17 protein-coding genes and 1 pseudogene are annotated in these 24,100 nt (G+C 64.1%); 8 read left to right on the top strand and 10 right to left on the bottom strand.

What is annotated here, in order from left to right:
• Window positions 1-93 precede the first annotated feature (93 nt).
• Window positions 94-693: an HAD family hydrolase gene (locus tag RND78_RS11295; protein WP_312728782.1), complete on the top strand. Its 600-nt coding sequence runs from the start codon at window positions 94-96 to the stop codon at window positions 691-693.
• On the opposite strand, the gene RND78_RS11290 is transcribed toward RND78_RS11295, so the two are convergent.
• The 4 genes from RND78_RS11290 to RND78_RS11275 form a co-directional block, all read right to left on the bottom strand.
• On the bottom strand, window positions 690-1,685 hold the full coding sequence (locus RND78_RS11290; RefSeq protein WP_312728780.1) for an alpha/beta hydrolase: 996 nt from the start codon (window positions 1,683-1,685) through the stop codon (window positions 690-692). The two genes, RND78_RS11295 and RND78_RS11290, sit on opposite strands and share 4 nt — an antisense overlap.
• A 19-nt stretch (window positions 1,686-1,704) precedes the next feature.
• Window positions 1,705-2,565 (bottom strand): neutral zinc metallopeptidase, encoded by an 861-nt coding sequence (locus RND78_RS11285; protein ID WP_312728779.1) that lies wholly within the window; start codon window positions 2,563-2,565, stop codon window positions 1,705-1,707.
• A 119-nt stretch (window positions 2,566-2,684) separates the two neighbouring features.
• Window positions 2,685-3,752, bottom strand: a complete 1,068-nt coding sequence (locus RND78_RS11280) for an NAD(P)-dependent alcohol dehydrogenase (RefSeq protein ID WP_312728778.1) — start codon at window positions 3,750-3,752, stop codon at window positions 2,685-2,687.
• A 235-nt stretch (window positions 3,753-3,987) separates the two neighbouring features.
• Window positions 3,988-4,920: a LysR family transcriptional regulator gene (locus RND78_RS11275; protein ID WP_312728776.1), complete on the bottom strand. Its 933-nt coding sequence runs from the start codon at window positions 4,918-4,920 to the stop codon at window positions 3,988-3,990.
• Window positions 4,921-5,084: 164 nt separating this feature from the next.
• Between RND78_RS11275 and RND78_RS11270 the strand changes: the two genes are divergently transcribed.
• The 3 genes from RND78_RS11270 (at window position 5,085) to RND78_RS11260 (ending at window position 8,309) form a co-directional block, all read left to right on the top strand.
• Window positions 5,085-6,149 carry an SDR family oxidoreductase gene (locus RND78_RS11270; RefSeq protein WP_312728775.1) on the top strand — a complete coding sequence of 355 codons (1,065 nt, stop codon included), beginning with the start codon at window positions 5,085-5,087 and terminating at the stop codon, window positions 6,147-6,149.
• 243 nt (window positions 6,150-6,392) lie between these two features.
• A complete protein-coding gene (locus tag RND78_RS11265; protein WP_312728774.1) occupies window positions 6,393-7,163 on the top strand; it encodes a sulfite exporter TauE/SafE family protein in 771 nt (256 codons plus the stop codon).
• 258 nt (window positions 7,164-7,421) lie between these two features.
• Window positions 7,422-8,309 (top strand): alpha/beta hydrolase, encoded by an 888-nt coding sequence (locus tag RND78_RS11260; RefSeq protein WP_312728773.1) that lies wholly within the window; start codon window positions 7,422-7,424, stop codon window positions 8,307-8,309.
• Window positions 8,310-8,413: 104 nt separating this feature from the next.
• Here RND78_RS11260 and RND78_RS11255 read toward each other — a convergent pair whose 3' ends face one another.
• From RND78_RS11255 to RND78_RS11230, 6 genes are all read right to left on the bottom strand, one after another.
• On the bottom strand, window positions 8,414-9,385 hold the full coding sequence (locus tag RND78_RS11255) for a D-2-hydroxyacid dehydrogenase family protein (protein WP_312728772.1): 972 nt from the start codon (window positions 9,383-9,385) through the stop codon (window positions 8,414-8,416).
• 150 nt (window positions 9,386-9,535) lie between these two features.
• Window positions 9,536-10,342 carry an ABC transporter ATP-binding protein gene (locus tag RND78_RS11250; protein WP_312728771.1) on the bottom strand — a complete coding sequence of 269 codons (807 nt, stop codon included), beginning with the start codon at window positions 10,340-10,342 and terminating at the stop codon, window positions 9,536-9,538.
• Window positions 10,324-11,337 (bottom strand): iron chelate uptake ABC transporter family permease subunit, encoded by a 1,014-nt coding sequence (locus RND78_RS11245; protein WP_312728769.1) that lies wholly within the window; start codon window positions 11,335-11,337, stop codon window positions 10,324-10,326. Before RND78_RS11245 ends, RND78_RS11250 begins: the two co-directional genes overlap by 19 nt.
• Window positions 11,334-12,311, bottom strand: coding sequence for a FecCD family ABC transporter permease (locus tag RND78_RS11240; RefSeq protein ID WP_409457044.1), 978 nt, complete (start codon window positions 12,309-12,311; stop codon window positions 11,334-11,336). Before RND78_RS11240 ends, RND78_RS11245 begins: the two co-directional genes overlap by 4 nt.
• A gap of 59 nt (window positions 12,312-12,370) precedes the next feature.
• Entirely contained in the window at window positions 12,371-13,315 is a 945-nt protein-coding gene (locus tag RND78_RS11235; protein WP_312728765.1) for an iron-siderophore ABC transporter substrate-binding protein, read from the bottom strand.
• Window positions 13,316-13,510: 195 nt separating this feature from the next.
• Window positions 13,511-15,517, bottom strand: coding sequence for a TonB-dependent siderophore receptor (locus RND78_RS11230; RefSeq protein WP_409457043.1), 2,007 nt, complete (start codon window positions 15,515-15,517; stop codon window positions 13,511-13,513).
• Between the two features lie 276 nt (window positions 15,518-15,793).
• Between RND78_RS11230 and guaB the strand changes: the two genes are divergently transcribed.
• The 4 genes and pseudogenes from guaB (at window position 15,794) to RND78_RS11210 (ending at window position 23,927) form a co-directional block, all read left to right on the top strand.
• Window positions 15,794-17,263, top strand: a complete 1,470-nt coding sequence (guaB, locus tag RND78_RS11225; RefSeq protein WP_312728763.1) for an IMP dehydrogenase — start codon at window positions 15,794-15,796, stop codon at window positions 17,261-17,263.
• A gap of 90 nt (window positions 17,264-17,353) precedes the next feature.
• On the top strand, window positions 17,354-18,931 hold the full coding sequence (gene guaA, locus RND78_RS11220; RefSeq protein WP_059229945.1) for a glutamine-hydrolyzing GMP synthase: 1,578 nt from the start codon (window positions 17,354-17,356) through the stop codon (window positions 18,929-18,931).
• Between the two features lie 464 nt (window positions 18,932-19,395).
• Window positions 19,396-20,366 (top strand): annotated as a pseudogene (locus RND78_RS11215) (IS5 family transposase); the annotation flags it as partial.
• 186 nt (window positions 20,367-20,552) lie between these two features.
• The gene (locus RND78_RS11210; protein ID WP_312728761.1) at window positions 20,553-23,927 is read left to right on the top strand and encodes a VPA1262 family protein; all 3,375 of its coding nucleotides are present in this window, start codon (window positions 20,553-20,555) and stop codon (window positions 23,925-23,927) included.
• Window positions 23,928-24,100 lie beyond the last annotated feature (173 nt).

Below are 24,100 nucleotides of genomic sequence, written 5' to 3'. Positions count from 1 at the left end.
CTGCAGAAGATTGTTTCCACCAGACGGAGCGCGCAGGACGAGGGTTCCCCCCGTGCGCCCGGAGGTCACCTTTTCCCCTGCAGGATACTGCCGATGACATTGCGCCAACGCAGCCACTGGGTGTTCGACCTGGACGGCACCCTGACCCTGGCCGTGCACGACTTCGCTGCCATTCGCCGCCACCTCGACATCCCCGAACAGGCCGACATCCTGCACCATCTGGCCGACCTCCCGGCCACCGAGCGCGCCGCCAAGCACGCCTGGCTATTCGAGCACGAGCGCGAGCTGGCCGTCGCCGCCCGCCCGGCGCCAGGCGCGGTGGAGCTCGTGCGCCACCTGCACGGGCGTGGCTACCAACTGGGCATCCTGACCCGCAACGCCCGCGACCTGGCGTTGCTGACCCTGGCCGCCATCGGCCTGGAAGACTGTTTCGCTCCCGCCACGGTGCTCGGCCGCGACGAAGCGGCACCCAAGCCCGATCCCGGCGGCTTGCTGCACCTGGCGGCGCTGTGGCAAGTGGCACCGACCAGCCTGGTGATGGTCGGCGATCATCGCTATGACCTGGAATGCGGGCGGGCCGCCGGATGCCGAACCCTGCAGGTCAACCAGCCCGGCGATCCCTGGCCCACGGCGCGGGACCGGCGTTTTGCGGACTGCCGCGAACTCCTGGCGGCACTCGGAGAGCCAGGCTAGCGGCCGAACAGCGCCCGGCGCCCTTCGGGTGAGGTGAAGATGGCATCGCCGTTATGCCCTACGCCTGGGACCTCGACCAGCTCTTGGGTCAGTCCCGGATGGCGGCCCTGCAGGTAGTGGTAGTAGTTCAGCCCTCGCGCCAGGCGATAGGGCCCCTGGGCCTCCGCGGCGCAGCTCTTGTCCAGCGCCGGATGATTGGGGTTGGTATCCTGGGCGCCGAGCAGATAGGTGATGGCTTGTTGGGCATAGTGACGTTCCAGCGCCGCGGCGTTGCGTCCCTGGGCATAGGCGGGTAGCCCCTGCATGCCGTACTTCCAGGTATCGAAGTCCGGGCAGCTGGCCGCGTCGGCGAAGGCCGCGGGACGGCCCTGGGCATCGGGCCGGCTGGCGTCGAAATAGGCATAGGACGACGGATTGGCGATCACGAATCTCAGACGAATGCCGCTGGCCGCCAGCGGGCGTTCGCCCTGGCCGAGGACGGCGTAGCGCTGCACCACCTGGCCACCGCCGGAGTGACCGGCGATCACCACCTCCTGCAGGTTGGGCAGCAGGCGGCGATCCGCCAGGCGGGCGAGGAGGGCGTCGAATACCGCGAAGCTGCTCAGCGGCTGCGGCCCCAGGGCGGGTTCGCCGCCCATCCAGGCGTTGCCTTGCCAGCGCAGCAGGTCAGCCGGCAGCTGATGGCGCTCTACGTCCTGGTCGTTGAGAAATTGCGGGGCGATCACCAGGGTGTCGGCGCTGGCACCCGCGGCCTGGGTGGCGGTCTCGCCGGAGCGGAAATAGGTCGCGGCATTGCGCAGCCGGCCATGGACGATCACCAGGGCACGGCGAATTTCCGGATGGGGCTGGTTCCAGTCGGCCGACAGTTGCAACGCGGCCTGGGCCGTGCCGATCGGCAAGCGATCGCTGACGATGCGGGCGACCCCCTCGTGCGGCGCCGCCAGGGCGGAGCCGCAGACCAGGGACAGGCATAGCGCGAGTAGGCGGCGCATCGAGGGACTCTCCTGCAGGTCAGAGTGCCTGCGTAGCGAAGGTGTTGCAGCTTTCCACCTTGCCGCTGTCGAAGCCGGTGCGGAACCATTTCACCCGCTGCGCCGAGCTGCCATGGGTAAAAGAATCCGGCACCACGTGCCCCTGGGCCTGGCGTTGCAGGCGATCATCACCGATGGCGTTGGCGGCGTTCAAGGCCTTCTCCAGGTCGCCCGGGTCCAGCCAGTTCAACCGTTGCTGGGCGTCGTTGGCCCAGACCCCGGCATAGCAGTCGGCCTGCAGCTCCAGCCGTACCGACAACCCGGTGGCGCCTTCGGTAGGGGTGCCGCGGCGGCGCGCTGCTTCCATCTTGCTGGTCGTGCCGGTGAGGTTCTGCACGTGATGGCCGACCTCGTGGGCGATGACGTAGGCGCGGGCGAAGTCGCCGTCGGCGCCGAAGCGTTGTTGCAATTCCTGGAAGAAGGTCAGGTCGAGGTAGACCTTGCCGTCCACCGGGCAATAGAAGGGACCGCTGGCCGCGGTGGCGCCGCCGCAACTGGATTGCACCTGGCCGTTGAACAGCACCAGCTTGGGCGGCTGGTACTGCTCGCCATGGGCCTGGAAGATGCGCGTCCAGGTGTTCTCGGTTTCGCCCAGTACCACCCGGACGAAGTCCACCTGGCGATTGTCGGCGGGGGCGGTGGTCTGCTGCTGGGTCGGGGCGCCCTGGCCGCTGAGGCTGATCAGGGTGCCGAGGATCTGCGTCGGGCTCTGGCCGCTGAGCAGGCCGAACACCACCACGATGGCCACGCCGCCGAGGCCCAGGCCACCGCCGATCTTCAGGCCGCGTCCGCCGCTGGCCTGTTCCACGTTGTCGCTACGTTGTCCCTTGTCCCATTGCATGGCGGCTGTCTCTTGGTTGTCGTCAACGCTAGGACCGCGAAGCCTAGCGAAAATGCGTTACCGGAAATGACAACGCCCGCGACGGGCGCGGGCGTTGTGGGTGGGGCGACGAACGCGGATCAGGCCGCGGTCTGGCCCTGCTTGAGGCTCTGCATGTCGATCACGAAGCGGTACTTCACGTCGCTCTTGAGCATGCGCTCGTAGGCCTGGTTGATGTCCTGGATGGCGATCTGCTCGATGTCCGAGACGATGCCGTGCTTGGCGCAGAAGTCCAGCATCTCCTGGGTCTCGCGGATGCCACCGATGAGCGAGCCGGCCAGTTGGCGGCGCTTCATCACCAGGTTGAACACGCTGGGGGCCGGGTGCGGCTCGGCGGGTACGCCGACCAGGGTCATGGTGCCGTCCCACTTCAGCAGGGTGAGGAAGGCGTCCAGATTGTGCGGCGCGGCCACGGTGTTGAGGATGAAGTCGAAGCTGCCCGCATGGGCGGCCATCTCGTCTTCGTTCTTCGACACCACCACCTCGTCGGCGCCCAGGCGCAGGGCGTCGTCCTTCTTGCCGGCGCTGGTGGTGAATAGCACCACGTGGGCACCCATGGCGTGGGCGATCTTCACGCCCATGTGGCCGAGGCCACCCAGGCCGACGATGCCAACCTTCTTGCCCGGACCGACCTTCCAGTGGGCCAGCGGCGAATAGGTGGTGATGCCGGCGCACAGCAGCGGCGCCACGGCGGCCAGGTTCTCGGTGTGGCTCACCTTGAGCACGAACTTCTCGTTGACCACGATGTGGTCGGAGTAGCCGCCCTGGGTGTTTTCGGCACCACCATAGAGGTTGCCGTTGTAGGTGCCGGTGAAGCCGTTCTCGCAATAGGATTCTTCGCCGGCGTCACAGGGGGCGCAGTGCTGGCAGCTGTCGACCATGCAGCCGACGCCGACGGTGTCGCCGATCTTGAAGTTCTGCACATGGGCACCGACCGCGGTCACCTTGCCGACGATCTCGTGGCCGGGCACGGAAGGATAGAGGGTGTTGTTCCACTCGTTGCGTGCGGTGTGCAGGTCCGAATGGCAGACGCCACAGAAGAGGATGTCGATCTGCACGTCGTGGGCGCCGGGTTCGCGCCGCTCGAAGGAGTAGGGCGCCAGGGGCTGGTCGGCGGACTGGGCAGCGTAGCCTTGGGCTTGGCTCATGAGATACCTCGTTCAGATGGTGGAACGGTACAGCCAGGTTGGCCTGGCCGAATGACAAACCGTCGATCCTGCGGAGCCGAAGCCCGGGTCGCCAATCGATCGTCTCGATAATCGTCATGTCGCCCATCGATGGAACTTGGCGAATGCGCAGGTACGACGTTTTACGACTAGGGTGGTGGGGGCGATGTTCCCGCGTCCCGAGGCCCGGCCAGAGGCGTTGGTCGACTGGCGAACGTCAGTGCGGAATCGTCGGCGCCACCGTGGCGAGCAACCGGCTGGCCAGATGGTCGAGCAGCACACGCACCCGGGGCAGGGTCTCCCGGCTGCGCGGCCACACCAGGTTGATCGGCAGGCCGTCGACGGCGAGATCGGGCAGGACGTCCACCAGGGCGCCACTGGCCAGGTGCTCGGCGATCAGCCAGGTCGGCAACTGGGCGATGCCATGACCGGCCAGTGCCGCCAGCACCTCGCCTTCGCCGTCGCCCACCGCCAGGCGGGGCTTGAACACCCAGCGTTCCAGGTCACCGGGCTGCTCGCCGCGCAGGTGCCAGGGGCTGACCAGGCCGTCGGCCTGCCGAAAGCCGATGCAGTGGTGGTCAGGAAGGTCGCTCGCGCCCTGTGGCCGACCCTGGCGGGCGAGATAGGCCGGCGCCGCGCAAAAGACCTGGCGCTGGGTGCCCAGGTAGCGATGGCCGAGGCTGGCTGGCCAGGCGTCGGAGCCCCCGATGCGCACCAGGATATCGATGCCTTCGTGGACGGGATCGACGAAGCGGTCCGAGAAGGACAGGTCGGGCTGCAGCAGCGGATAGCGCTGCAGCGCCTCCAGGAGCACCGGCAGCACGTGCAGGCGACCGTAGGAGGCGGGCAGGTCGATGCGCACCCGCCCGTGGGGTTCGCCCTCCTGGGTGGTCAGGCCCAGCTCGGCCTGCTCCAGCTCGGCCAGCACCGCCGTACAGGTGCGATAGAAGCTCGCGCCGGCTTCGGTCAGGGTCAGGCGGCGGGTGGTGCGCTGGAACAGCCGCACGCCCAGGCGCTCTTCCAGCCGGGCCACGCTCTTGCCGATGGCCGAACCGGTGAGGTTCAGGCGCTCGCCAGCGGCAGTGAAGCTACCGAGATCGGCCACGGTGACGAAGACGTCGAGACCCTTGAGGCGTTCCGAGGAATACAAAGCGGGCTCCTGATTGCGGAATTGGATTCCCGTCTGATGGGAAATTTTACCCAGGATACGCCGTTAATTCTCCAATAGGCTGGAGTCATCTTTCCTTCGCGACACTCCCTTATCCATGTGCCCGCCGTCATTGCGGGCTTTCATCGCTTTCTCCTGGAGGTTTCATGCGTAAAGGCACCGCTCTCATCGTCGGCGTGACCGGCATTTCCGGCTACAACCTGGCCCACACCCTGGTCGCCTCCGGCTGGACGGTCTACGGCCTGGCGCGCAAGCCGGTGGAGCAAGAAGGCGTCATCCCGGTCGCCGCCGATCTGCTGGATGCCGAAGCTACCCGCAAGGCCCTCGCCGGCCTGCCGATCAGCCATGTGTTCTTCTGCACCTGGACCCGTCGCGCCACCGAGAAGGAAAACGTCGAGGCCAATGGCGCCATGATGGACAACCTCTGCCAGGCCCTGGCCGGCGCGCCGCTGGAGCACCTGGCGCTGGTCACCGGCACCAAGCACTACCTGGGTTCCTTCGAGGAATACGGCAGCGGCAAGGCGGAAACACCCTTCCGCGAAAGCGAACCGCGCCAGCCCGGCGCGAACTTCTACTACACCCTGGAAGACATCCTCTTCGCCGCCGCCGAGCGCCATGGCTTCGGCTGGAGCGTGCACCGTTCCCACAGCATGATCGGCCAGGCCAAGGGCACCAACGCCATGAACATGGGCCTGACCCTGGCGGTCTACGCCTCCCTGTGCAAGGCCACCGGCCAGCCCTTCGTCTTCCCCGGTTCCCGGACCCAGTGGGACAGCCTCACCGACGTCACCGACGCCGGCCTGCTCGCCGAGCAACTGGAATGGGCCGCCCTGGCCCCGGCGGCGCGCAACCAGGCGTTCAATACCGTCAATGGCGACGTCTTCCGCTGGCGCTGGCTGTGGGGCGAGATCGCCGCCTTCTTCGAGCTGGAGCCGGCGCCCTATCCCGAGCAGCCCATGCCCCTGGAAGCGCGGATGAAGGACCAGGCCCCGGCGCTGTGGCGCCAGCTGGCCGAGGAGCATGGCCTGGTGGAAGCCGACGTCGACAAGCTCGCCTCCTGGTGGCACAGCGACGCCGACCTGGGCCGCGAGATCGAGTGCCTCAACGACATGACCAAGAGCCGCGACCTGGGCTTCTTCGGCTATCGCGACACCCGGGCGAGCTTTCTCGACCTCTTCACCCGGCTGCGGGCGCAACGCCTGATTCCCTGAGAACCTGCTCACGATCTTGCGAGCTAGCGACAAACAAGGCGAAAAGGGCTGAGGAAGCGGAGTTTACGAGTGGTAAGTGAGCATTCCGAAGGCATTGTCAACGCCGTTTGGCCGACGCGCAGCAGATCGTGAACAGGTTCTGAGGCGCTCTGGTTCGCCGGTCCGCGTGTGAGCAGAGGCCAGCGGTTTTCATCGGCCTCCTGAGGGGCGCAAAATGCGGCATCTTGTCGCAGGATGCGCCCCATGCTCGAATCCCTCGTTGCCCTGATTCCCGCCTTCGGCCCGCTCGATTGGCTGTTCATCGAGGCCATCGTGGTGCTGGCCTATCTGATCTTCGGGGTTGCCGGTTTCGGCAGCGCCCTGGTTGCCGGTCCCTTGCTCACCAGCTGGATGCCCCTGTCGCGCATCGTACCCTTGCTGGTGATGCTGGATTTCCTCGCCTCCTTTCACAACTGGCTGCCGGATCGGCGCGCCATCGCCGGGCGCGAACTCAAGCGACTGCTGCCCATGCTGCTGCTCGGCGCGGCCCTGGGCACCTATCTGCTGATGCGTACCGATGCGCGGTTGCTGATGCTCTGGCTGGGGCTGTTCGTGGTGGCCTATTCCACCTATAGCCTGCTCTCGCCCAAGGGCTTCCGCCAACTGGCGCCGGCCTGGTCGATCCCGGCGGGCGGGGTAGGGGGACTCTGCGGCGCCCTGTTCGGCAGCGGCGGCTTCCTCTATGCGCTGTATCTCAATGGGCGGCTGCAGGACAAGAACGCCATCCGCGGTACCCAAAGCTTTCTCATCGGCTGCAGCGCCGCCATCCGCATCGCCCTCCTGCTGATCGCCGGTGCCTACAGCGATGGCAGCCTCTTGCTGCTGGCGGTCTGCCTGCTGCCGGCCATGCTGCTCGGCGGCTGGATCGGGCGCCACCTGCAGCGCTGCCTGTCCCGCGAGCGCTTCACCCGACTGGTGACCTGGTTGGTGTTGGTGTCGGGGGTGACGCTGATCGGACGGTATCTGGCGGGGTAGCCAGTGAGGCCGGGCGCTCTGTGTTGGGCTTCGCTGCGCTCAACCTAACCTATTTCGCTGATCGCGGCTGATCGCGGCCATGGGCCGCTCCTACAAAGGCCGGCCGCTGTAGGAGCGGCCCATGGCCGCGATGCTCTCAGACGCCGTAGCCTGGTAGGGTGGAAAACCGCGCAGCGTTTTCCACGCGACGCTGCCAGGTCGGGAACTCCCTCCGTCCACACCGATCCGCTCTACAACGACCCCAGGCGGAGATCCCCCATGCTCACCTCCATCCAGGCCGGCGTACTGGACGTGGCCTACCAGGTCCAGGGGCCGGCAAATGGCCATCCGGTCCTGCTGCTGCACGGCTTTCCCTACGACATCCATGCCTATGACGAGGTGGCCGGCGAGTTGGCCGCCCATGGCTGCCGGGTCTATGTGCCCTATCTGCGGGGCTATGGCGCCACCCATTATCGGAGTGCCGATACCCCACGTTCCGGCCAGCAGGCCGCGCTGGCTCATGATGTCCTGGCGCTGCTCGACGCCCTCGGCCTGGAGCGTGCCACGCTGGCCGTCTACGACTGGGGTGGCCGGGCCGCCGGCATCGTCGCGGCACTCTGGCCGGAGCGGGTGAGCGGGCTGGTCCTAGGCGATGGCTATCCCATCCAGGACATCGCCCGCGCCGCGACCCAGCCGGCCGCGCCAGCGGCGGAGCTGCGCTATTGGTACCAGTACTATTTCCACGGCGAGCGCGGTCGCGCCGGTCTCACGGCGCAGCGCCGGGAATTCTGCCGGCTGCTCTGGTCGCTGTGGTCGCCCACCTGGCGTTTCAGCGACGCCACCTACGCCCTTACCGCGGCGGCCTTCGACAATCCCGACTTCGTCGCGACGGTGATCCACTCCTATCGCCACCGCTACGGCCTGGCGCCGGACGATCCGGCCTATGCCGAGACCGAAGCGCGTCTGGCGGCCCAGCCGCCGATCAGGGTATCGACCACGGTGCTGGCCGGGGCGGACGATGGGGTGAGCACCTTACAGGAGGAGGCTGCCATAGCACGGCATTTTCGCGGCCCCTTCCGTTACGAGGTGCTGCCGCTTTGCGGGCACAACCTGCCCCAGGAAGCACCCGCCGCCTTCGCCGCGGCGGTGCGGGAACGGCTGCCGTAGGTGGGCCATGCCAGGACAGTGGAAAACGCTGCGCGGTTTTCCACGCTACAAGGGTGCAAGCGTAGGGTGGATAACGGCGCAGCCTCATCCACGCGCAACAACGTCTACCGACCCAACACCTCTGGATTGGCGACGCCCGTGGGTTCGCCGGCGAAGAAGCCCACCAGGTTGGCGAAGGCCTCGCCGAAATAGAGCTCGTAGCTGTGCTTTTCCACGTAGCCCAGGTGCGGGGTGCAGAGCACCTGCGGGTGGGCGAGCAGGGGATCGTCCGGCGCCACGGGTTCCTGGTCGAAGACGTCCAGCGCCGCCTGGCCGGGATGGCCCAGTTCTAGGGCGGTGAGCAGGGCGCCGGGCTCGATCAGGCCGGCGCGGGCGGTGTTCACCAGCAGGGCGCTCTTCTTCATCCGCGCCAGGTCCTCGGCGCGCACGCAGCCGCGGCTGCGCTCGCTGTATCTCAGGTGCAGGCTGATGACATCGGCCTCGGCGAAAAAGGCCTCCTGGCTGGTCGCCGCGCGATGGCCGTCGGCTTCGGCGCGGGCGCGCGAGGCCTCGCTGCCCCAGACCAGCACCGGCATGCCGAAGGCGTGGCCGTAGCGCGCCAGGCGCTGGCCGATCTTGCCGTAGCCCCAGATGCCGAGGATCTGCCCATCCAGCCGCTCGCCCAGGTTGACCTGCCAACGGCCGGCATAGAGCGCATCGATGGCCGGCTTGAGCTTGCGGCGGGCCATCAGGATCAGCGTCCAGGTCAACTCGGCGGTGGAGACTGGCGAACCGCTGCCTTCGCAGACCGCTATCCCGCGGTGGGTGCAGGCGACCACGTCGAGATGGGCGGTAGCCTTGCCGGTCTGGCTGATCAGCTTGAGGCGCGGCAGGTGCGCCAGCAACTCGGCATCGATGCGGGTGCGCTCGCGGGTCAGCACCAGGGCATCGGCGTCGCGGAAGCGCTCCACCAGCACCCTGGGGTCCCGCTCGGCGTCGTGGTAGAGCGTCACCTGGTGCCCGGCGCGCTGGAGCAGGGGGTAGCAATCCAGGGTTTCGACGACGTGCTGGTAGTCGTCGGGGATGACGATGTGCATGGCGGGCTCCGTTGTTGTTCTAGGCAACCAGTGGAGCACGGCGGTCGGGCTTTGCAAAGTCGTCCGACAGGCTGATGGCGGACAAGGCTGCGCCGGTGTCCGCCCTACGCGTAGCCTGGAAAACCGCGCAGCGTTTTCCGGGGGGGCACCCTAGTAGGGAATCACCAGCGGCGTACCCGCCAGCGGATTCTCGATCACCGCGCACCTGAGGCCGTACAACGCCTCGATCAGCGCGGGGGTGATGATCTCCGCCGGTGGCCCTTCGGCGAGGATGCGCCCGGTGCGCAGGGCGATGATGTGGTCGGCGTAGCGACAGGCCTGGTTGAGGTCGTGCAGCACCGCCACCAGCGTCCGGCCGCCTTCGCGGTTGAGCCGGCAGAGCAGCTCCATCAGCTCCACCTGGTGGGCGATGTCCAGGAAGGTGGTGGGCTCGTCGAGCAGCAGCAGGGGCGTCTCCTGGGCCAGCGCCAGGGCGATCCACACCCGTTGGCGCTGGCCGCCGGACAGGCTGTCCACCGCGCGCTCGGCCAGCTCCAGGGTATTGGTGGCCTCCAGCGCGTGCTGCACCGCCCTCTCGTCGGCATCCGTCCAGCCGGCGAAGGCCTGGCGGTGCGGATGACGCCCGCGGGCCACCAGGTCGCTGACCAGGATGTCCTCCGGCGCCACCGCGCTCTGCGGCAGCAGGCCGATGCGTCGGGCTACCTCGCGGGTCGGCAGTTCCTGGATCAGTCGACCGTCCAGGCGCACCTCGCCGGCCGTGGGGCGGATAAGGCGTGCCAGGCTGCGCAGCAGGGTCGACTTGCCGCAGCCGTTGGGGCCGATGATGACGGTGAAGCGGCCATCGGGCAGGCGCACGTCGAGGTCGCTGCAGATCGGCTGGCCGCCGTAGCCCACGGTAAGGCCGCGGGCGGCCAGGCGGCTGGAAGAGGCGTCTTGGCTCATGAGGTCCGCCGCCATTCGCGGCTCAGCAGGAAGATCAGATAGAGCCCGCCCAGGGCGCCGGTCAGCAACCCGACCGGAATCTGGAAGGGTGCCAGCAGCCGCTGGGCCAGCAGATCCGCGAGCGCCGTGAGGCAGGCACCGAGCAAGGCGGGCGCGAGGATGCCGAGGTCGGTACTGCGGGTCAGGCGGCGGGCCAGTTGCGGCGCCGCCAGGGCGACGAAACCTATGGGCCCGGCGGTGGCGATGGCCAGGGCGGCCAGGGCCACCGCCACCGCCAGCAACAGGTTCTGGCTGCGCAGCACCGGCAGGCCCAGGGCGCGGGCCAGGTCGTCGCCGAGTTCCAGCAGCCGCAGGCGGCGGGCCAGCAGGGCGGCCAGGGGCAGGAGCAGCAGGCAGCCGGCGAGCAGGGTGAGGGTACGGCTCCAGGTCATGCCGTCCAGGCTGCCGAACAGCCAGAGCCGGGCCTCCTGGGCTTCGTCCAGCTCGGCACGGGTCAGCAGGTATTCGTTGAGCGAGGCGAGCAGGGCGCTGATGGCGATGCCGAGCAGGATCATCCGCTCGCCGCGGATGCCGGCCAGGCCAGCCAGTCCGGCCACCAGCACCGCCGCCAGCAGGCCACCGGTGAGGGCACCGAGCATCAGCGCCGCGCCGCCCAGTTGCAGCCACAGCAGGGTGATCAGGGCGCCGCTGGCCGAACCGACGGTAAAGCCCACCAGGTCCGGGCTGGCCAGAGGGTTGCGTGCCAGCCGCTGGAAAATGGCACCACTGGCCGCCAGCGCGGCGCCCACGCCAAAGGCCGCCAGCAGCCGCGGCAGGCGCAGGTCCAGCAGGATCAGGCTGGCCAGGGTGTCACCCTGGCCTAGCAGTGTGATGACCACCCGGTGGGGCGCCGGAGCGAAGGCGCCGCCGGTGAGGGTCAGGGCGCAGACACCGACCGCTGCCAGCAGGAGCAGCAGCAGGCAGGCCTTGAAGCGGGCCGAGCGCCGCGGGGCGAAGCGATGGCGACTCAAGGACGCACCCGCCGTGCGGAACGGATGACCAGCGCCAGCAGCACCGGGGTACCGAGCAGGGCGCAGACGATCCCGGCCTCCAGCTCGCCCGGCAGCGCCACGCGGCGTCCCAGGGTGTCGGCCAGCAGCAACAGGTTGGCGCCGGCCAGGGGCGCCAGCGCCAGGATCCAACGCCAGTCGGCGCCCACCAGTAGGCGCAGGGCATGGGGCACCACCAGGCCGAGGAAGCCGATGGGGCCGGCCACCGCCGTGGCAGCGCCACAGAGCAGCACGATGGCGACGAAGGCCAGCAGCCGCAGTTGTCCCGGTCGGACGCCGAGGGCGCGACCCAGGTCGTCGCCCAGGGCGAGGGCATTGAGGCGACCACCCAGGGGCAGGCCCAGCAGGAGGCCGATCAGCAGCAGCGGCAGGATAGCCAGCGCCCCTCCGGGCGTCTGGCCGCTGAGTGCGCCCACCGCCCAGAAGCGGTAGCTGTCGAACACGGCGCTGTCGAACAGGGTGATGATGCCGGTGCAGGCGTGGAGGCTGGCGCTCAGGGCGATGCCGGCGAGGATCAGCCGCAACGGCTGGCCCCGGGCCGGGGCGCTGGCGCCGAGCAGATAGACCAGGCCAGCGGCCAGGGTCGCGCCCAGCAGGGCGCAGGCCAGGCGCGTCGGCGCATCGTCCAGCCCTACCAGCGACAGCCCGGCGACCACGGCGAAGGCCGCGCCGGCATTGATTCCCAGCAGGCCAGGGTCGGCCAGGGGATTGCGCGTCAGCGCCTGCATCAGCGCGCCGGCCAGCCCCAGGGCGGCGCCCACCAGTAACCCGAGCAGGGTGCGCGGCAGGCGCAGGTCCCAGAGCACCACGGCTTCCGTGGAGCCGTCGGGGGCGAACAACAACTGGAGGATGCGTGGCGCCGACAGCGGCCGGGCGCCGATGCCGAGACTCGCCACCACCGCCAGCGCCAGGGCGATCAACAACAGCACCAGCACCAGGCCACCCCGGGCGAAGGAGGTGCTGCGTGCGACGGGCGCGGGGCAGGCCGGCTGGGTCATACCAACCCCAGGGCGGTGGCGACCGTGGCCACCACCTGGCGCGCGGCCACGGGACCGGCGTTGAGATAGAAGGCGTCGGTGTCCACCTGGATCGCCCGCGCCTGGCTCACCGCCTCCAGCCGTGGCCACAGCGGCTGCCGCGCCAGGCTGGCCAGGGCGGTGCCCTGTTCGGCGTAGAACAGCCAATCGGCATCCGCCAGGTCGAGCAGCTCGGCGCTCACATCGCGCGAGGTGCCCTTGAAGCGCTGGCCAGCCGGGCGGATCACGCCCATGGCCTGCAGCAGGCCGCCGGCGAAGGAGTCCACCCCCATCAGGCGTAGGCGGGCGCCACTGGAAAACAGCAGGGAGGCGGAGGGTGGTTGGGCTGCGAGGCGCTGCGCCATGCCAGCGAGCTGCCGGTCCAGCGCTGCAAGTTGCCCCTCGGCCTGTTGGCGCCGCCCGAGGGCGTCGGCCAGCAGCAGGAAATCCGGCCGCCAGTTGCCGCCGGTACCGCGGGCCACCACGGTGGGGGCTATGCGTGAGAACAGCTCGAAGCCACCCCCGCGCAGCACGGTACGATTGAGGATGATGAGATCCGGCGCCAGCCGCGCCAGGGCTTCCAGGTCCGGCGCCTGGCGACTGCCCAGGTCGACCATGGCCTCCAGCTCGCCAGCCCGGTCGGCGTAGGCCGCGCGCAGATAGGCCGGCGCCAGTTCCCGGTTGTCCACCCGACTGCTGCCCGCCGGGATCACGCCCAGGCTGAGGGCGGCGTCCAGCTGGCCGGTGGAGATCACCGCGATCCTCTGGGGCGCCCGCAGCAGGGTGGTGCTGCCCGCCATGTGCTCCACCTGGCGCGGAAACTCGCCGTCAGCGAGCACCGTACGCGCCAGCACCTGGCCAGGCAGCCCGGCGAGCAGTGCGGTGCAACCGGCGAATTGAAGGAAGGCGCGACGATCAAGCATGGATGGCGACTGCTGACTGGCAGGAAAAGGCCCGCCAGGCGGGCCGAGGCCCCTGGCGGGGCGGCTAGGATAGAGCATCGCCGCCTGGCTGGCACTCATCCGCTATCTCACTCGGAATACCGTGCTAGCCATCGAGCACCATTGCGCCCCCTCTCCCTGAGGGAGAGGGCTGGGGAGAGGGGATAGCGCAGCTGATCAGAAGCTGACGCTGGCACTCAGGCGCGCCGTGCGCGGCTCGCCCACGGACACCTGCAGCGGACTGTTGGCGCTCGACGGGTAGTACTGCTTGTCGAACAAGTTGTCGATGTTCAGCTGCAACCGGGTCTGGTAGCCGGTCACCGGCAGGTCCCAGCGCAGGAAGGCGTCGGCCACGGTGTAGCTGCTCATGTAGAAGCTGTTGGCCGGATCGCCGGCGCGTTCGCCGACGTAGCGGGCGCCGCCGCCGACATGCCAGCCGCCGAGGTTGGACGGTACCAGCAGGTGGTGCGTGAGGTAGAGGCTGCCACTGTGCTTGGGTGCCTGGGGCAGGCGATTGCCCTCGTTGGCCGGGTCGTCGAGCACCTCGGTGTGGTCATAGGCATAGGTGGCGACCATGTCCCACCGCTCGGCCAGGCGACCGGTAAGGTCGATCTCCAGGCCATGCGAACCCACCTTGCCGATGGCCTGGCTGACGTTAGCGACGGGGGTCGCCACTACCACGTCGGTCTTTTCGATGTCATAGAGGGCGACATTCAGGTTCAGACCCGGAGTGATGTCGTACTTGGCCCCCAGCTCGTAGCTCCGACCTTTCGTGGGATCGAACGTATTGCCCGAGGCATCGGGATCGTTCGGCACGAAGGAGCGGCTGTAGTTGCCATACAGCGACAGGGCATCGGTCGCCCGGAACACCACGCCTGCCAGGGGCACGGCGGCATGATCGCTTTTGTCCAGATTGACGACGTAATCGCGGCCCAGGCCCTGGTCGCTGTACTGGTCGAAGCTCTGGTAGCGTCCGCCCAGCACCAGGATCCAACGATCGTTCAGGTGCCAGTTGTCCTTGACGTAGAGCGAAGTGGATTTCAGGTTGCTGTCCTGGTCGCTCTGGGTCGTGCTCAGCTGGCTCGGCGGCGCCAGGTTGCCGTACACCGGCGCATTGATGTTGAGGTTGCGCCGCGAGAGGTTGTTGTTGCGGTAGGTGTTGCCGCGGAACTGGTCGTTGTCCTCGTGATCGACGCCCAGCAGCAGGTCATGGCGTTGGCCGAAGAGCTCCTGGCGACCGATGAAGTCCCAGCTGGCGTACGTCGTCTCGTAGTCGTAGTCGGCGCCATTGGCGACCCGCAGCAGGTTGCCGTTCGCGGCCAGGGAAACCGGCTGGGCGAAGTCGAGGCTGTACCTGTCATTGTTCCAGGCATAGATCAGCCGCGTCTTCCAGTCATCACTGAGCTGGTACTCGTAGCGCGCACTCGCCGTCTCAGTGATGCCTTTGGTCTGGGCCCATTTCTCGTCGAGACGCTTGTCGTAGCTGGCGCTGCTGGGATGCCCATTGACGAACACCGTCCCGCGATCCACCGGGCCGGTGTAATCGTTGTAGGAATAGGCCAGGGTCAGGCTGGCGCGCTCGCCGGTCCAGGATAGCGACGGCGCCACCAGGGTGTGCTGATCCACCCCGTAGTTGCGCCAATAGTCCTCGCTCTGGCGCTCGGCGATCAGCCGATAGGCGAAGCCGCTGTCACCCAGGGGGCCGGTGGTATCGACGCCGAGATTGCCGCCGCCCTCGCTGTAGGCCGAGCCGCTCAGGGTGGTAAGCGGCTGGTATTGCGGCTGCTTGCTGACCACGTTGATCAGCCCGCCCGGCTCCAGGGCGCCATAAAGAAGAGAAGCCGGGCCCTTCAGGACTTCTACGCGCTCGGCGGTGGCATCGAAGTTGTGCGACAGATTCGAGCGCACCCCGTCGCGGAAGATGGAGCCGTCGTTGTTGGTGCCGAAGCCGCGCTTGACGAAGGCATCCTTGGTGCCGGCCAGGGTGTTGGCCTGGGTCACGCCGCTGACGAACTTCGAGGCGTCATCCAGGGTGCGCACCTCGTAGTCCTGGATCAACTGCGGGGTCACCGTCTGCACCGATTGCGCCTCGTCCTTGAGCGGAACCTCGCTCTTGCTCGCCGTCGAGGCGGTGGTCGCCCGATAGCTGGCGTCTGCCTCGCTGGCCGTGGTGGAGATGTCCATCGGCGCGAGGCTGGTGCTCTCGGCTGCCAGCACGGCGGAACTGGTCGCCAGGGCCAGGGTGCTGAGGGCGAAGGGAACGAAGCGACGCAGGGCTCTGGGCTGGGTGTTCAAGGGCGGTCTCGGTGGATGGGAAGGGGAAGGGCGGCGATTCTAAGTTGATAGCCATTCTCAAGTAAATCGATTCCCGAACCGTTGGTGTCCTAGCGCGTTGCCGCCCATCACAAAGCACAGGTATAATGTCGCGCTCCTAAATTTTCCCGCCCGGGAGCGCCCGCCATGCTGCGCATCAGCCAAGAAGCCCTGACGTTCGACGACGTTCTCCTCATCCCCGGCTATTCGGATGTCCTGCCGAAAGACGTCAGTCTCAAGACCCGCCTGACCCGTGGCATAGAGCTGAACATTCCCCTGGTGTCCGCCGCCATGGACACCGTGACCGAGTCCCGCCTGGCCATCGCCATGGCCCAGGAAGGCGGCATCGGCATCATCCACAAGAACATGACCGTCGAGCAGCAGGCCGCGGAAGTCCGCAAGGTCAAGCGCTTCGAAGCCGGCGTGGTGAAGGACCCCATCACCATCGACGCCGACGCCAGCGTACGCGATCTGTTCGACCTGACCCGCCAGCACAACATCTCCGGTGTACCGGTGCTCTCCGGTCGTGACCTGGTCGGTATCGTCACCTCCCGCGACGTGCGCTTCGAGACCCGCCTGGACATCCCGGTGCGCGACGTCATGACCCCCAAGGATCGCCTGGTCATCGTGCGCGAAGGTGCCGACAAGCAGGAAGTCCGCGAGCTGCTGCACAAGCACCGCATCGAGAAGGTGCTGATCGTCGACGAGGCCTTCGCCCTTAAGGGCATGATGACCGTCAAGGACATCGAAAAGGCCAAGGCCTACCCCAACGCCAGCAAGGACGACGCCGGTAGCCTGCGCGTCGGCGCGGCCGTCGGTACCGGTGCCGAGACCCCCGAGCGAGTCGCCGCCCTGGTCGCCGCCGGTGTGGACGTCATCGTGGTCGACACCGCCCACGGTCACTCCAAGGGCGTGATCGAGCGCGTGCGCTGGGTCAAGGAGACCTACCCGCAGGTGCAGGTGATCGGCGGCAACATCGCCACCGCCGAAGCCGCCAAGGCCCTGGCCGATGCCGGCGCCGACGCGGTCAAGGTCGGCATCGGCCCGGGCTCCATCTGCACCACCCGCATCGTCGCTGGTGTCGGTGTGCCGCAGATCTCCGCCATCGCCAACGTCGCCGCTGCCCTCGAAGGCACCGGCGTGCCCCTGATCGCCGACGGTGGCATCCGCTTCTCCGGTGACCTGTCCAAGGCCATCGTCGCCGGTGGCTACTGCGTGATGATGGGCTCCATGTTCGCCGGTACCGAAGAGGCCCCGGGCGAGGTCGAGCTGTTCCAGGGCCGTTCCTACAAGTCCTACCGCGGCATGGGCTCCCTGGGTGCCATGTCCCAGACCCAGGGCTCCAGCGACCGCTACTTCCAGGACTCCGCCTCCGGCGCCGAGAAGCTGGTGCCGGAAGGCATCGAAGGCCGCGTCCCCTACAAGGGCCCGCTGGCGGCGATCATCCACCAGTTGATGGGCGGCCTGCGTGCCTCCATGGGCTACACCGGTTGCGCCACCATCGAGCAGATGCGTACCAAGCCGCAGTTCGTGCGCATCACCGGCGCCGGCATGGCCGAATCCCACGTCCACGACGTGCAGATCACCAAGGAAGCGCCCAACTACCGCGTTGGTTGATGCCTAAACTGTTTGTACTTCTACGTTGCGATTCGGGGCTGTCTAGACAGCCCCGAATCGTCTGAACCTAGCGCTCACCGAGACCTGGCCATGTCCCAAGACATCCACGCCCACCGCATCCTCATCCTCGACTTCGGTTCCCAGTACACCCAGCTCATCGCCCGCCGCGTGCGCGAACTGGGCGTCTACTGCGAACTGCACCCCTTCGACATGGACGACGCCGACATCCGCGCCTTCGCTCCGCGCGGCATCATCCTCGCCGGTGGTCCCGAGTCGGTCCATGAGGCCGGCAGCCCCCGCGCACCCAAGGCGGTGTTCGACCTGGGCGTCCCGCTGCTGGGCATCTGCTACGGCATGCAGACCATGGCCGAGCAACTCGGCGGCAAGGTCGAAGGCTCCAACATCCGTGAATTTGGCTACGCCAAGGTCGACGTGGTCGGCAAGAGCCGCCTGCTGCAGGGCATCGAAGACCACATCGACGACGACGGCGTGCTCGGCCTGGACGTCTGGATGAGCCACGGCGACAAGGTCGGCAAGCTGCCGGAAGGCTTCCACATCGTCGCCAGCACCCCCAGCTGCGCCATCGCCGCCATGGGTGACGACGAGCGCGGCTGGTACGGCGTGCAGTTCCACCCCGAGGTGACCCACACCAAGCAGGGCGGTCGTATCCTCTCGCGCTTCCTGAAAGAGATCTGCGGCTGCGAAGCCCTCTGGACCCCGGCCAACATCGTCGAGGATGCCATCGCCCAGGTGCGCGCCCAGGTCGGCAGTTCCAACGTGCTGCTGGGCCTCTCCGGCGGCGTCGACTCCTCCGTGGTCGCGGCCCTGCTGCACAAGGCCATCGGCGACCAGCTCACCTGCGTCTTCGTCGACAACGGACTCTTGCGCCTGCACGAGGGTGACCAGGTGATGGCCATGTTCGCCGAGAACATGGGCGTCAAGGTGATCCGCGCCAACGCCGAGCAGCGCTTCCTGACCAACCTGGAAGGCGAAGCCGACCCGGAGAAGAAGCGCAAGATCATCGGCCGCACCTTCATCGACGTCTTCGACGCCGAGGCCAGCAAGCTCGACAACATCAAGTTCCTGGCCCAGGGCACCATCTACCCCGACGTCATCGAGTCGGCCGGCGCCAAGACCGGCAAGGCCCACGTCATCAAGTCCCACCACAACGTCGGCGGCCTGCCCGAGGAGATGAACCTCAAGCTGGTCGAGCCGCTGCGCGAACTGTTCAAGGACGAGGTGCGCAAGATCGGCCTGGAGCTGGGCCTGCCCTACGACATGGTCTACCGCCATCCCTTTCCCGGTCCGGGCCTGGGCGTGCGCATCCTCGGCGAAGTGAAGAAGGAATACGCCGACCTGCTGCGTCGCGCCGACGACATCTTCATCAGCGAACTGCGCAAGGCCGACTGGTACCACAAGGTCAGCCAGGCCTTCGTCGTCTTCCAGCCGGTGAAATCCGTCGGCGTGGTCGGCGACGGCCGCCGCTACGCCTGGGTCGTCGCCCTGCGCGCGGTGGAAACCATCGACTTCATGACCGCCCGCTGGGCCCATCTGCCCTACGAGCTGCTGGAAAAGGTCTCCAACCGCATCATCAACGAAATCGACGGCATCTCCCGCGTCACCTACGACGTCTCGAGCAAGCCGCCGGCGACGATTGAGTGGGAGTGATGCTGCGGCTGGCGTAGGCCGGCAGCAAGTAGCGAGAAAAAACGGAAGCCCGCTTAAATGCGGGCTTTCGTTTTTGTGTCTGCCAACTTCAGACAGTGCTCGACATCAAAAGTATAGTGCTAATTTTTCAGGTTATAGATCTGGCCGGCAGGCTCGATTTTACTGAGGATAGATAAGCTCTCGCGCTTTTTAGTGAGCCAGTTAATAACTATGTTGAGGATGTATTTGCCAAGCTCAATACTGAGTCGGGATCAGGCAATCCAAAAAATAAATCTGTCCCATTTTTCTGAAGTTTATCTTGTTTTTCGGTGTTGAAGTTGAGGTGGCTACGGCGCAGAATGAAGCGCGCGCAAAGACCAAAAGATGAATTGAAACGAGAGTTAGGGGAATTCCGAATAACTCAGCGCAGGCCATCTGAGCTGTGCTGAAATAGGCGCACGCCCCCATCCCCACAAGCTTTGCCCATGAGCCAGATGAGTTTTTCCGATCTCGAATACGTCGTTAAGCGCAAGCAACCACGCCGTGAACGTTTCCTGGCCGAGATGGAGCAGGTCGTGCCATGGAGTGGCTTGGTCGCGTTGATCGAGCCGCATTGCCCGATGCGGGAGGCGGTCGCAAACCCTATCCATTGGACACCCTGCTGCGCATCCATCTGCTGCAGAACTGGTTTTCGCTGAGCGACCCGGCCATGGAAGAAGCGCTCTACGAGATCACCTCGATGCGCCAGTTTGCTCGACTGATGCTCAGTGCGCCGATTCCCGAAGATACGACGATCATGAATTTTCGGCACCTGCTGGAGAAGCATCAATTAGCGGCAGGCCTCTTGGCGATCATCAATGACCACCTGAGGAACCATGGCCTCTCGTTGCGCCAGGGCACGATTGTCGATGCCACGATCATCCACACGCCCGGCTCGACCAAGAACCCGGACGGCAAGCGCGATCCCGAGATGCACCAGACGAAGAAGGGCAACCAATACTATTTCGGCATGAAAGCCCATATCGGTGTCGACGCTGAGTCGGGGCTGGTGCACCACGTCCACGGTACGGCGGCGAATGTGGCCGACGTGACGACAGTTGCCCATCTGCTGCATAGCGAAGAGAACGTCGTCTGCGCCGATGCCGGCGTGGAGAAACGACCGGGGCATGAGGGGCGGTCCGTGATCTGGCAGATCGCGGACCGGCGTAGCTCGTACAAACACCTGGGCAATCACAGCGTGCTTTACAACGTCAGGCGCAAGATCGAGAGGGTCAAAGCGCAGAAGCGGGCAAAGGTCGAACATCCCTTTCGGGTCGTCAAACGCCAGTTGGGCTATGTGAAAACTCGCTTCCGTGGATTGGCCAAGAACACCGCTCAACTGACCACACTCTTTGTGCTATTGAATCTGTGGATGGCGCGCCGGCAATTATTGGGCACGGCAGGAGAGGTGCGTCTGTCGAGAGGGAAAACCAGAGCTGATCACGGGTTTCAACGTCATCTGCACTCATCTGCACTCATCTGCACTCATCTGCACCTAAAAATCTGATCCAAGGGGCGCGAGACTCCGTCTGTTGCAGGTTACTGAGCGACTTATTCGGAGTTTCCTTATGGTTTCCGTCAATAATTTGATTGGGCATTGAGAATGCATACAAAGACTTATGAGGTGATGGCTCCAACACTAGACAACCTGCTCACTGATGAACGACTGGCTAGGCTATTCACAACGGATAGCCGTGACTGCGCGCTTCAGTTGTGGATTTTGCAGGTCAAATACGATAGGTTAATTGAAAATCGTGTTGTTTACGGCCGTCTTCTTCCTTACAGTCATTCCAGTAATGGTTGGTCCTACACTAATAACGACGACTTCCAGAGCATTGGTCAAGTAAGGGCGAAAATCACTAGACTTAATCTTTATATTAAAAGTGGTCGTTGTGCGGAGCTTTTGCGGCTCTTTTGTGAGGGTAAGTCAATATCCAAAGTCAGCGAAGTGTTTAAGTTGACACTGCCAGATGGATTTGAAAAACAGTTTGGAACTGCATCGCTAGGGGATGGAAATAAAATTTATCGCCCAGTTGCCTACCTGCTAAACCGCGACGCATATGATCGGCGGGGACCGATCTCTAGCCCGCATGGCGCAGCTGGCGCATTTAGTGCCTCAATTACCCTGGCCAACAAGACGACATTATTTAGTCTAGGTGATGTCTACGATCCAGCCTTAGCAGCTATGGTGGTCAAGTGCCTTAATGCGGAAACCGGATTAGATTTCAGTGGGTCTGATATTGCGAGGTTTGGCGATCTTGAAATGCTGGTCTTTCCCACGCTAAATGATCACGAGCAGAGCTTGCTGAATGTGAGTTGGGAGGATTCTCCCTGTACTTTGGTTGCACGGTTCAATTCGCTACAGGTGCCGCATTTTGATGGTTTCCAATTTCGCCTGAGCATTAGCAATGATGGTCAGATCGTCTACTCAGGCTTGGCTATTGCTTTTAGGGATGAAGCTGGTGAGTTTGTGTATAAGTTTGAAGTAGGTGACCAGCTACGAGAGAGAGCCGATAGCGCCGAACTAGAAATATTTGGATTCCACAGCGATTGCGCAAGCATAGGCTTGTTGTGCTGCCGATGGCGGGTCGGATATATCCGGGAATTAAATTTCCTGGGGAAGCTTGTGGGCCACGGCGGCGGTCAGGTCAAGTTTGATTGGCTAGAAAAGACGGTTCGCCCGTCAGAGTCCGCGCGGGCAAAGGCTGCCCTGACCATTAATCGCGGCGATCATGGATTCGGCAATAGCATCGGCGGGCGTAAGGCGGACCCTTGGGTGCCAGTCAACCGAGACCTCGTATCCCTTTTCACGCGACTTCATCCACCAAAGTCAGAGGGGAATTTTCTGTTGCGCTGGGGTAAGGAAGATCCCGAGAGTCGACTGAAATTCATTGAATGGTTCAAGGCTATTCTGGCCAAGTACCAACAACACCAGATTGTCATCTTTGATCCTTACTTTGAGGATGCAGGATTAGGTCTGCTTTTAATCTGTGCAGCACAAAATACAAGCCATATTGTCTTCAGGTCATTGCCAAAGAAACTATCCAAAAAAATAGATCTTGAGTCGAGCACTTTTGAAGAGCATGGCCTGAACGGCATTAATAACTTGCTGAAAAATTGCGAGCATAATCGGCACCTGCTCAGACGTCTGAAGCTGCGCATCTACGGATTGAAAGAAGGTAGGCTGCATGATCGTTACATCTTGATTGTAGGAAGTGATGGTTTGCCAGTCGCGGGGTTTAATCTGTCTAACTCTTTTCAGAAAGCTGCAGAGAACTACCCATTGCTGATAACTCCGATCCCTGCGGATATTTTGCTTAATGTTGAAAGATATATGTTCGACCTCATGCAGGAGGCAGGGGCTACGGAAAGCAAAGACGAAATAGAAGATCCTTCTATACGGATTCTCTTCGACTCTATGGAATCACCAATGGTAGGGCAAAACTATGAGCCGCCACACTATCTTGACAATCACCAAGCAGGCGACGTTCTGAGCACGTGGATCGGTGATGAGTCCTTACAAGGCCTGAGCGGTGATCCGTTGAAGGAGCGAATGGCGGTATTAGGCCTACTTACTAATGAATCACTAGCTCTTTCAGAGACGACAGGTCTACACAATTGTCTGCTTCAGAACGCTGGTAACTTCACCGACTTCATGGCTGCCTGGGAAGTAATCGGTGACGTACTCGCTCATTCACACATAGAGGAATACCGCTTACGCGAACTCGAACCAGAGCCGGAACGTGGCTTTCTGGAGTTTCTGGCGCGATTTCTTGAGGCATCCTTCACCCGTGCTCATGACGAGTTGGGGAAGGAAGTGGCGGTGATAGAGGTCCGGTTTTTCAAGATGCCGATTGAAACGTTGTTACAAAGCTCTTATCACCCGCATCATTTATTCCATCCGATAAAATACACAGCCTTGAATTGGGCGGAGTACTACACAATTAAGTTTTTGTGGTGGTATGCCCCAGATGCTCTGCTGTCGATCGCTGAAGCGCAGATGGCTAGCGTACCCATGGAATCTCAGGGACCAGATACGGTGCGACTATCCCTATTGAGTCAGGTCGTGAGCGAGATTTCGTTGACGGTGCAGTTCGGCGCCAATGCGAGGCAGCGGGACCGACTCGTTGGAAGCTGCAGTGGCCTGCTGCAATGGATGGGATTGTGTGCGATTGAGACCCAACTGGGAGAGCCGGGAGGCTTCAATGCTGTGTTGCAGTTGGTAGCCACCTTTGACTACCCCGCACGGGTCCGTGCTCTCGGCTGGATGGTTCATCATATGGCAAGGAATCCGCAGAAGATCGATCTCTACAAAGGTCTAGTTGCGGCACTCCACGATACGTTGCCTTCGGACATCCCGGCCGAAGATCTAGGGCGCTTGGTCAACTCAATGCGTGGGCATATGCAGCAACTGGCTTGGGCTGAGCCATGGTTGTTTCAGGATGTGATCTTGCCTTTGTTGCAGAATAATCGCGCCCACTACGATGATGCCTCCGTCATATGGAGTCAGGAGCTGGCTAATATGTTGGAGCCCAAGCTGATTGATCAATCACTGTTGTTTGACCGAGCACGTGAGGGGCAGACAACGAACATCTCTGCGTTTCTCTTTGCCTACAGCAGCCCCACACGACAGCAAGCCATATTGAACGCAATGCAAGGCATCCTTAGACGGCAGCAGCGGGTTATGCAACAGCCTCTTGCAAGTACCTCGAACTGGACTCGTTGGGATCGCGCTCTTACAGTCTCACTATGGTTACTGGTCTTCTTCAGGTGGGGTGAATTCTATCTGCGCCAACGTTGCTCGACTGATCACAAGTTAGAGCAACTGTCTTCAACTGCACGAGCGCTGGTCATGGTTAGGCCGATGAGTGAATGGCGATTTGATGGGGCCGGGAAGCCGGGCGAGCTCGCTGCGTTTCTTGATCAAGTGGATGCGCTTTTAGGCGCATCCGATGGGCAGAAAGACGGCCTTCAATAAGCTAAATAGATACAAAAGCATGATATTTTTCATAGTATCAATGCGTGAAAATAGTGTAAATTATTGATTTTTAATGACTAAAAATCATGAATCATAAATTACAATCGAGAGGGCCCTGCAAATCAGAGCAAGGCACGGTGTTGTGGGATTACAGTCGCGAGGGGGGGTGAATC

The sequence above is a fragment of the Pseudomonas oryzihabitans genome, from assembly GCF_032027545.1.
Classification (GTDB): Bacteria; Pseudomonadota; Gammaproteobacteria; order Pseudomonadales; family Pseudomonadaceae; genus Chryseomonas; species Chryseomonas oryzihabitans_F.
The sequence above is the reverse complement of the archived record's forward strand: the minus strand, read 5'-3'. Positions and strand labels throughout refer to the sequence as shown.

Excerpts from the sequence above, each read along its gene's own strand:
- RND78_RS11230 (WP_409457043.1), bottom strand. The coding sequence starts at position 15,517 with ATGGACATCTCCACCACGGCCAGCGAGGCAGACGCCAGCTATCGGGCG.
- RND78_RS11270 (WP_312728775.1), top strand. The coding sequence starts at position 5,085 with ATGCGTAAAGGCACCGCTCTCATCGTCGGCGTGACCGGCATTTCCGGC.
- RND78_RS11280 (WP_312728778.1), bottom strand. The coding sequence starts at position 3,752 with ATGAGCCAAGCCCAAGGCTACGCTGCCCAGTCCGCCGACCAGCCCCTG.
- RND78_RS11290 (WP_312728780.1), bottom strand. The coding sequence starts at position 1,685 with ATGCGCCGCCTACTCGCGCTATGCCTGTCCCTGGTCTGCGGCTCCGCC.
- guaA (WP_059229945.1), top strand. The coding sequence starts at position 17,354 with ATGTCCCAAGACATCCACGCCCACCGCATCCTCATCCTCGACTTCGGT.
- RND78_RS11265 (WP_312728774.1), top strand. The coding sequence starts at position 6,393 with ATGCTCGAATCCCTCGTTGCCCTGATTCCCGCCTTCGGCCCGCTCGAT.
- RND78_RS11295 (WP_312728782.1), top strand. The coding sequence starts at position 94 with ATGACATTGCGCCAACGCAGCCACTGGGTGTTCGACCTGGACGGCACC.
- RND78_RS11255 (WP_312728772.1), bottom strand. The coding sequence starts at position 9,385 with ATGCACATCGTCATCCCCGACGACTACCAGCACGTCGTCGAAACCCTG.
- RND78_RS11235 (WP_312728765.1), bottom strand. The coding sequence starts at position 13,315 with ATGCTTGATCGTCGCGCCTTCCTTCAATTCGCCGGTTGCACCGCACTG.
- guaB (WP_312728763.1), top strand. The coding sequence starts at position 15,794 with ATGCTGCGCATCAGCCAAGAAGCCCTGACGTTCGACGACGTTCTCCTC.
- RND78_RS11285 (WP_312728779.1), bottom strand. The coding sequence starts at position 2,565 with ATGCAATGGGACAAGGGACAACGTAGCGACAACGTGGAACAGGCCAGC.
- RND78_RS11260 (WP_312728773.1), top strand. The coding sequence starts at position 7,422 with ATGCTCACCTCCATCCAGGCCGGCGTACTGGACGTGGCCTACCAGGTC.
- RND78_RS11210 (WP_312728761.1), top strand. The coding sequence starts at position 20,553 with ATGCATACAAAGACTTATGAGGTGATGGCTCCAACACTAGACAACCTG.
- RND78_RS11250 (WP_312728771.1), bottom strand. The coding sequence starts at position 10,342 with ATGGCGGCGGACCTCATGAGCCAAGACGCCTCTTCCAGCCGCCTGGCC.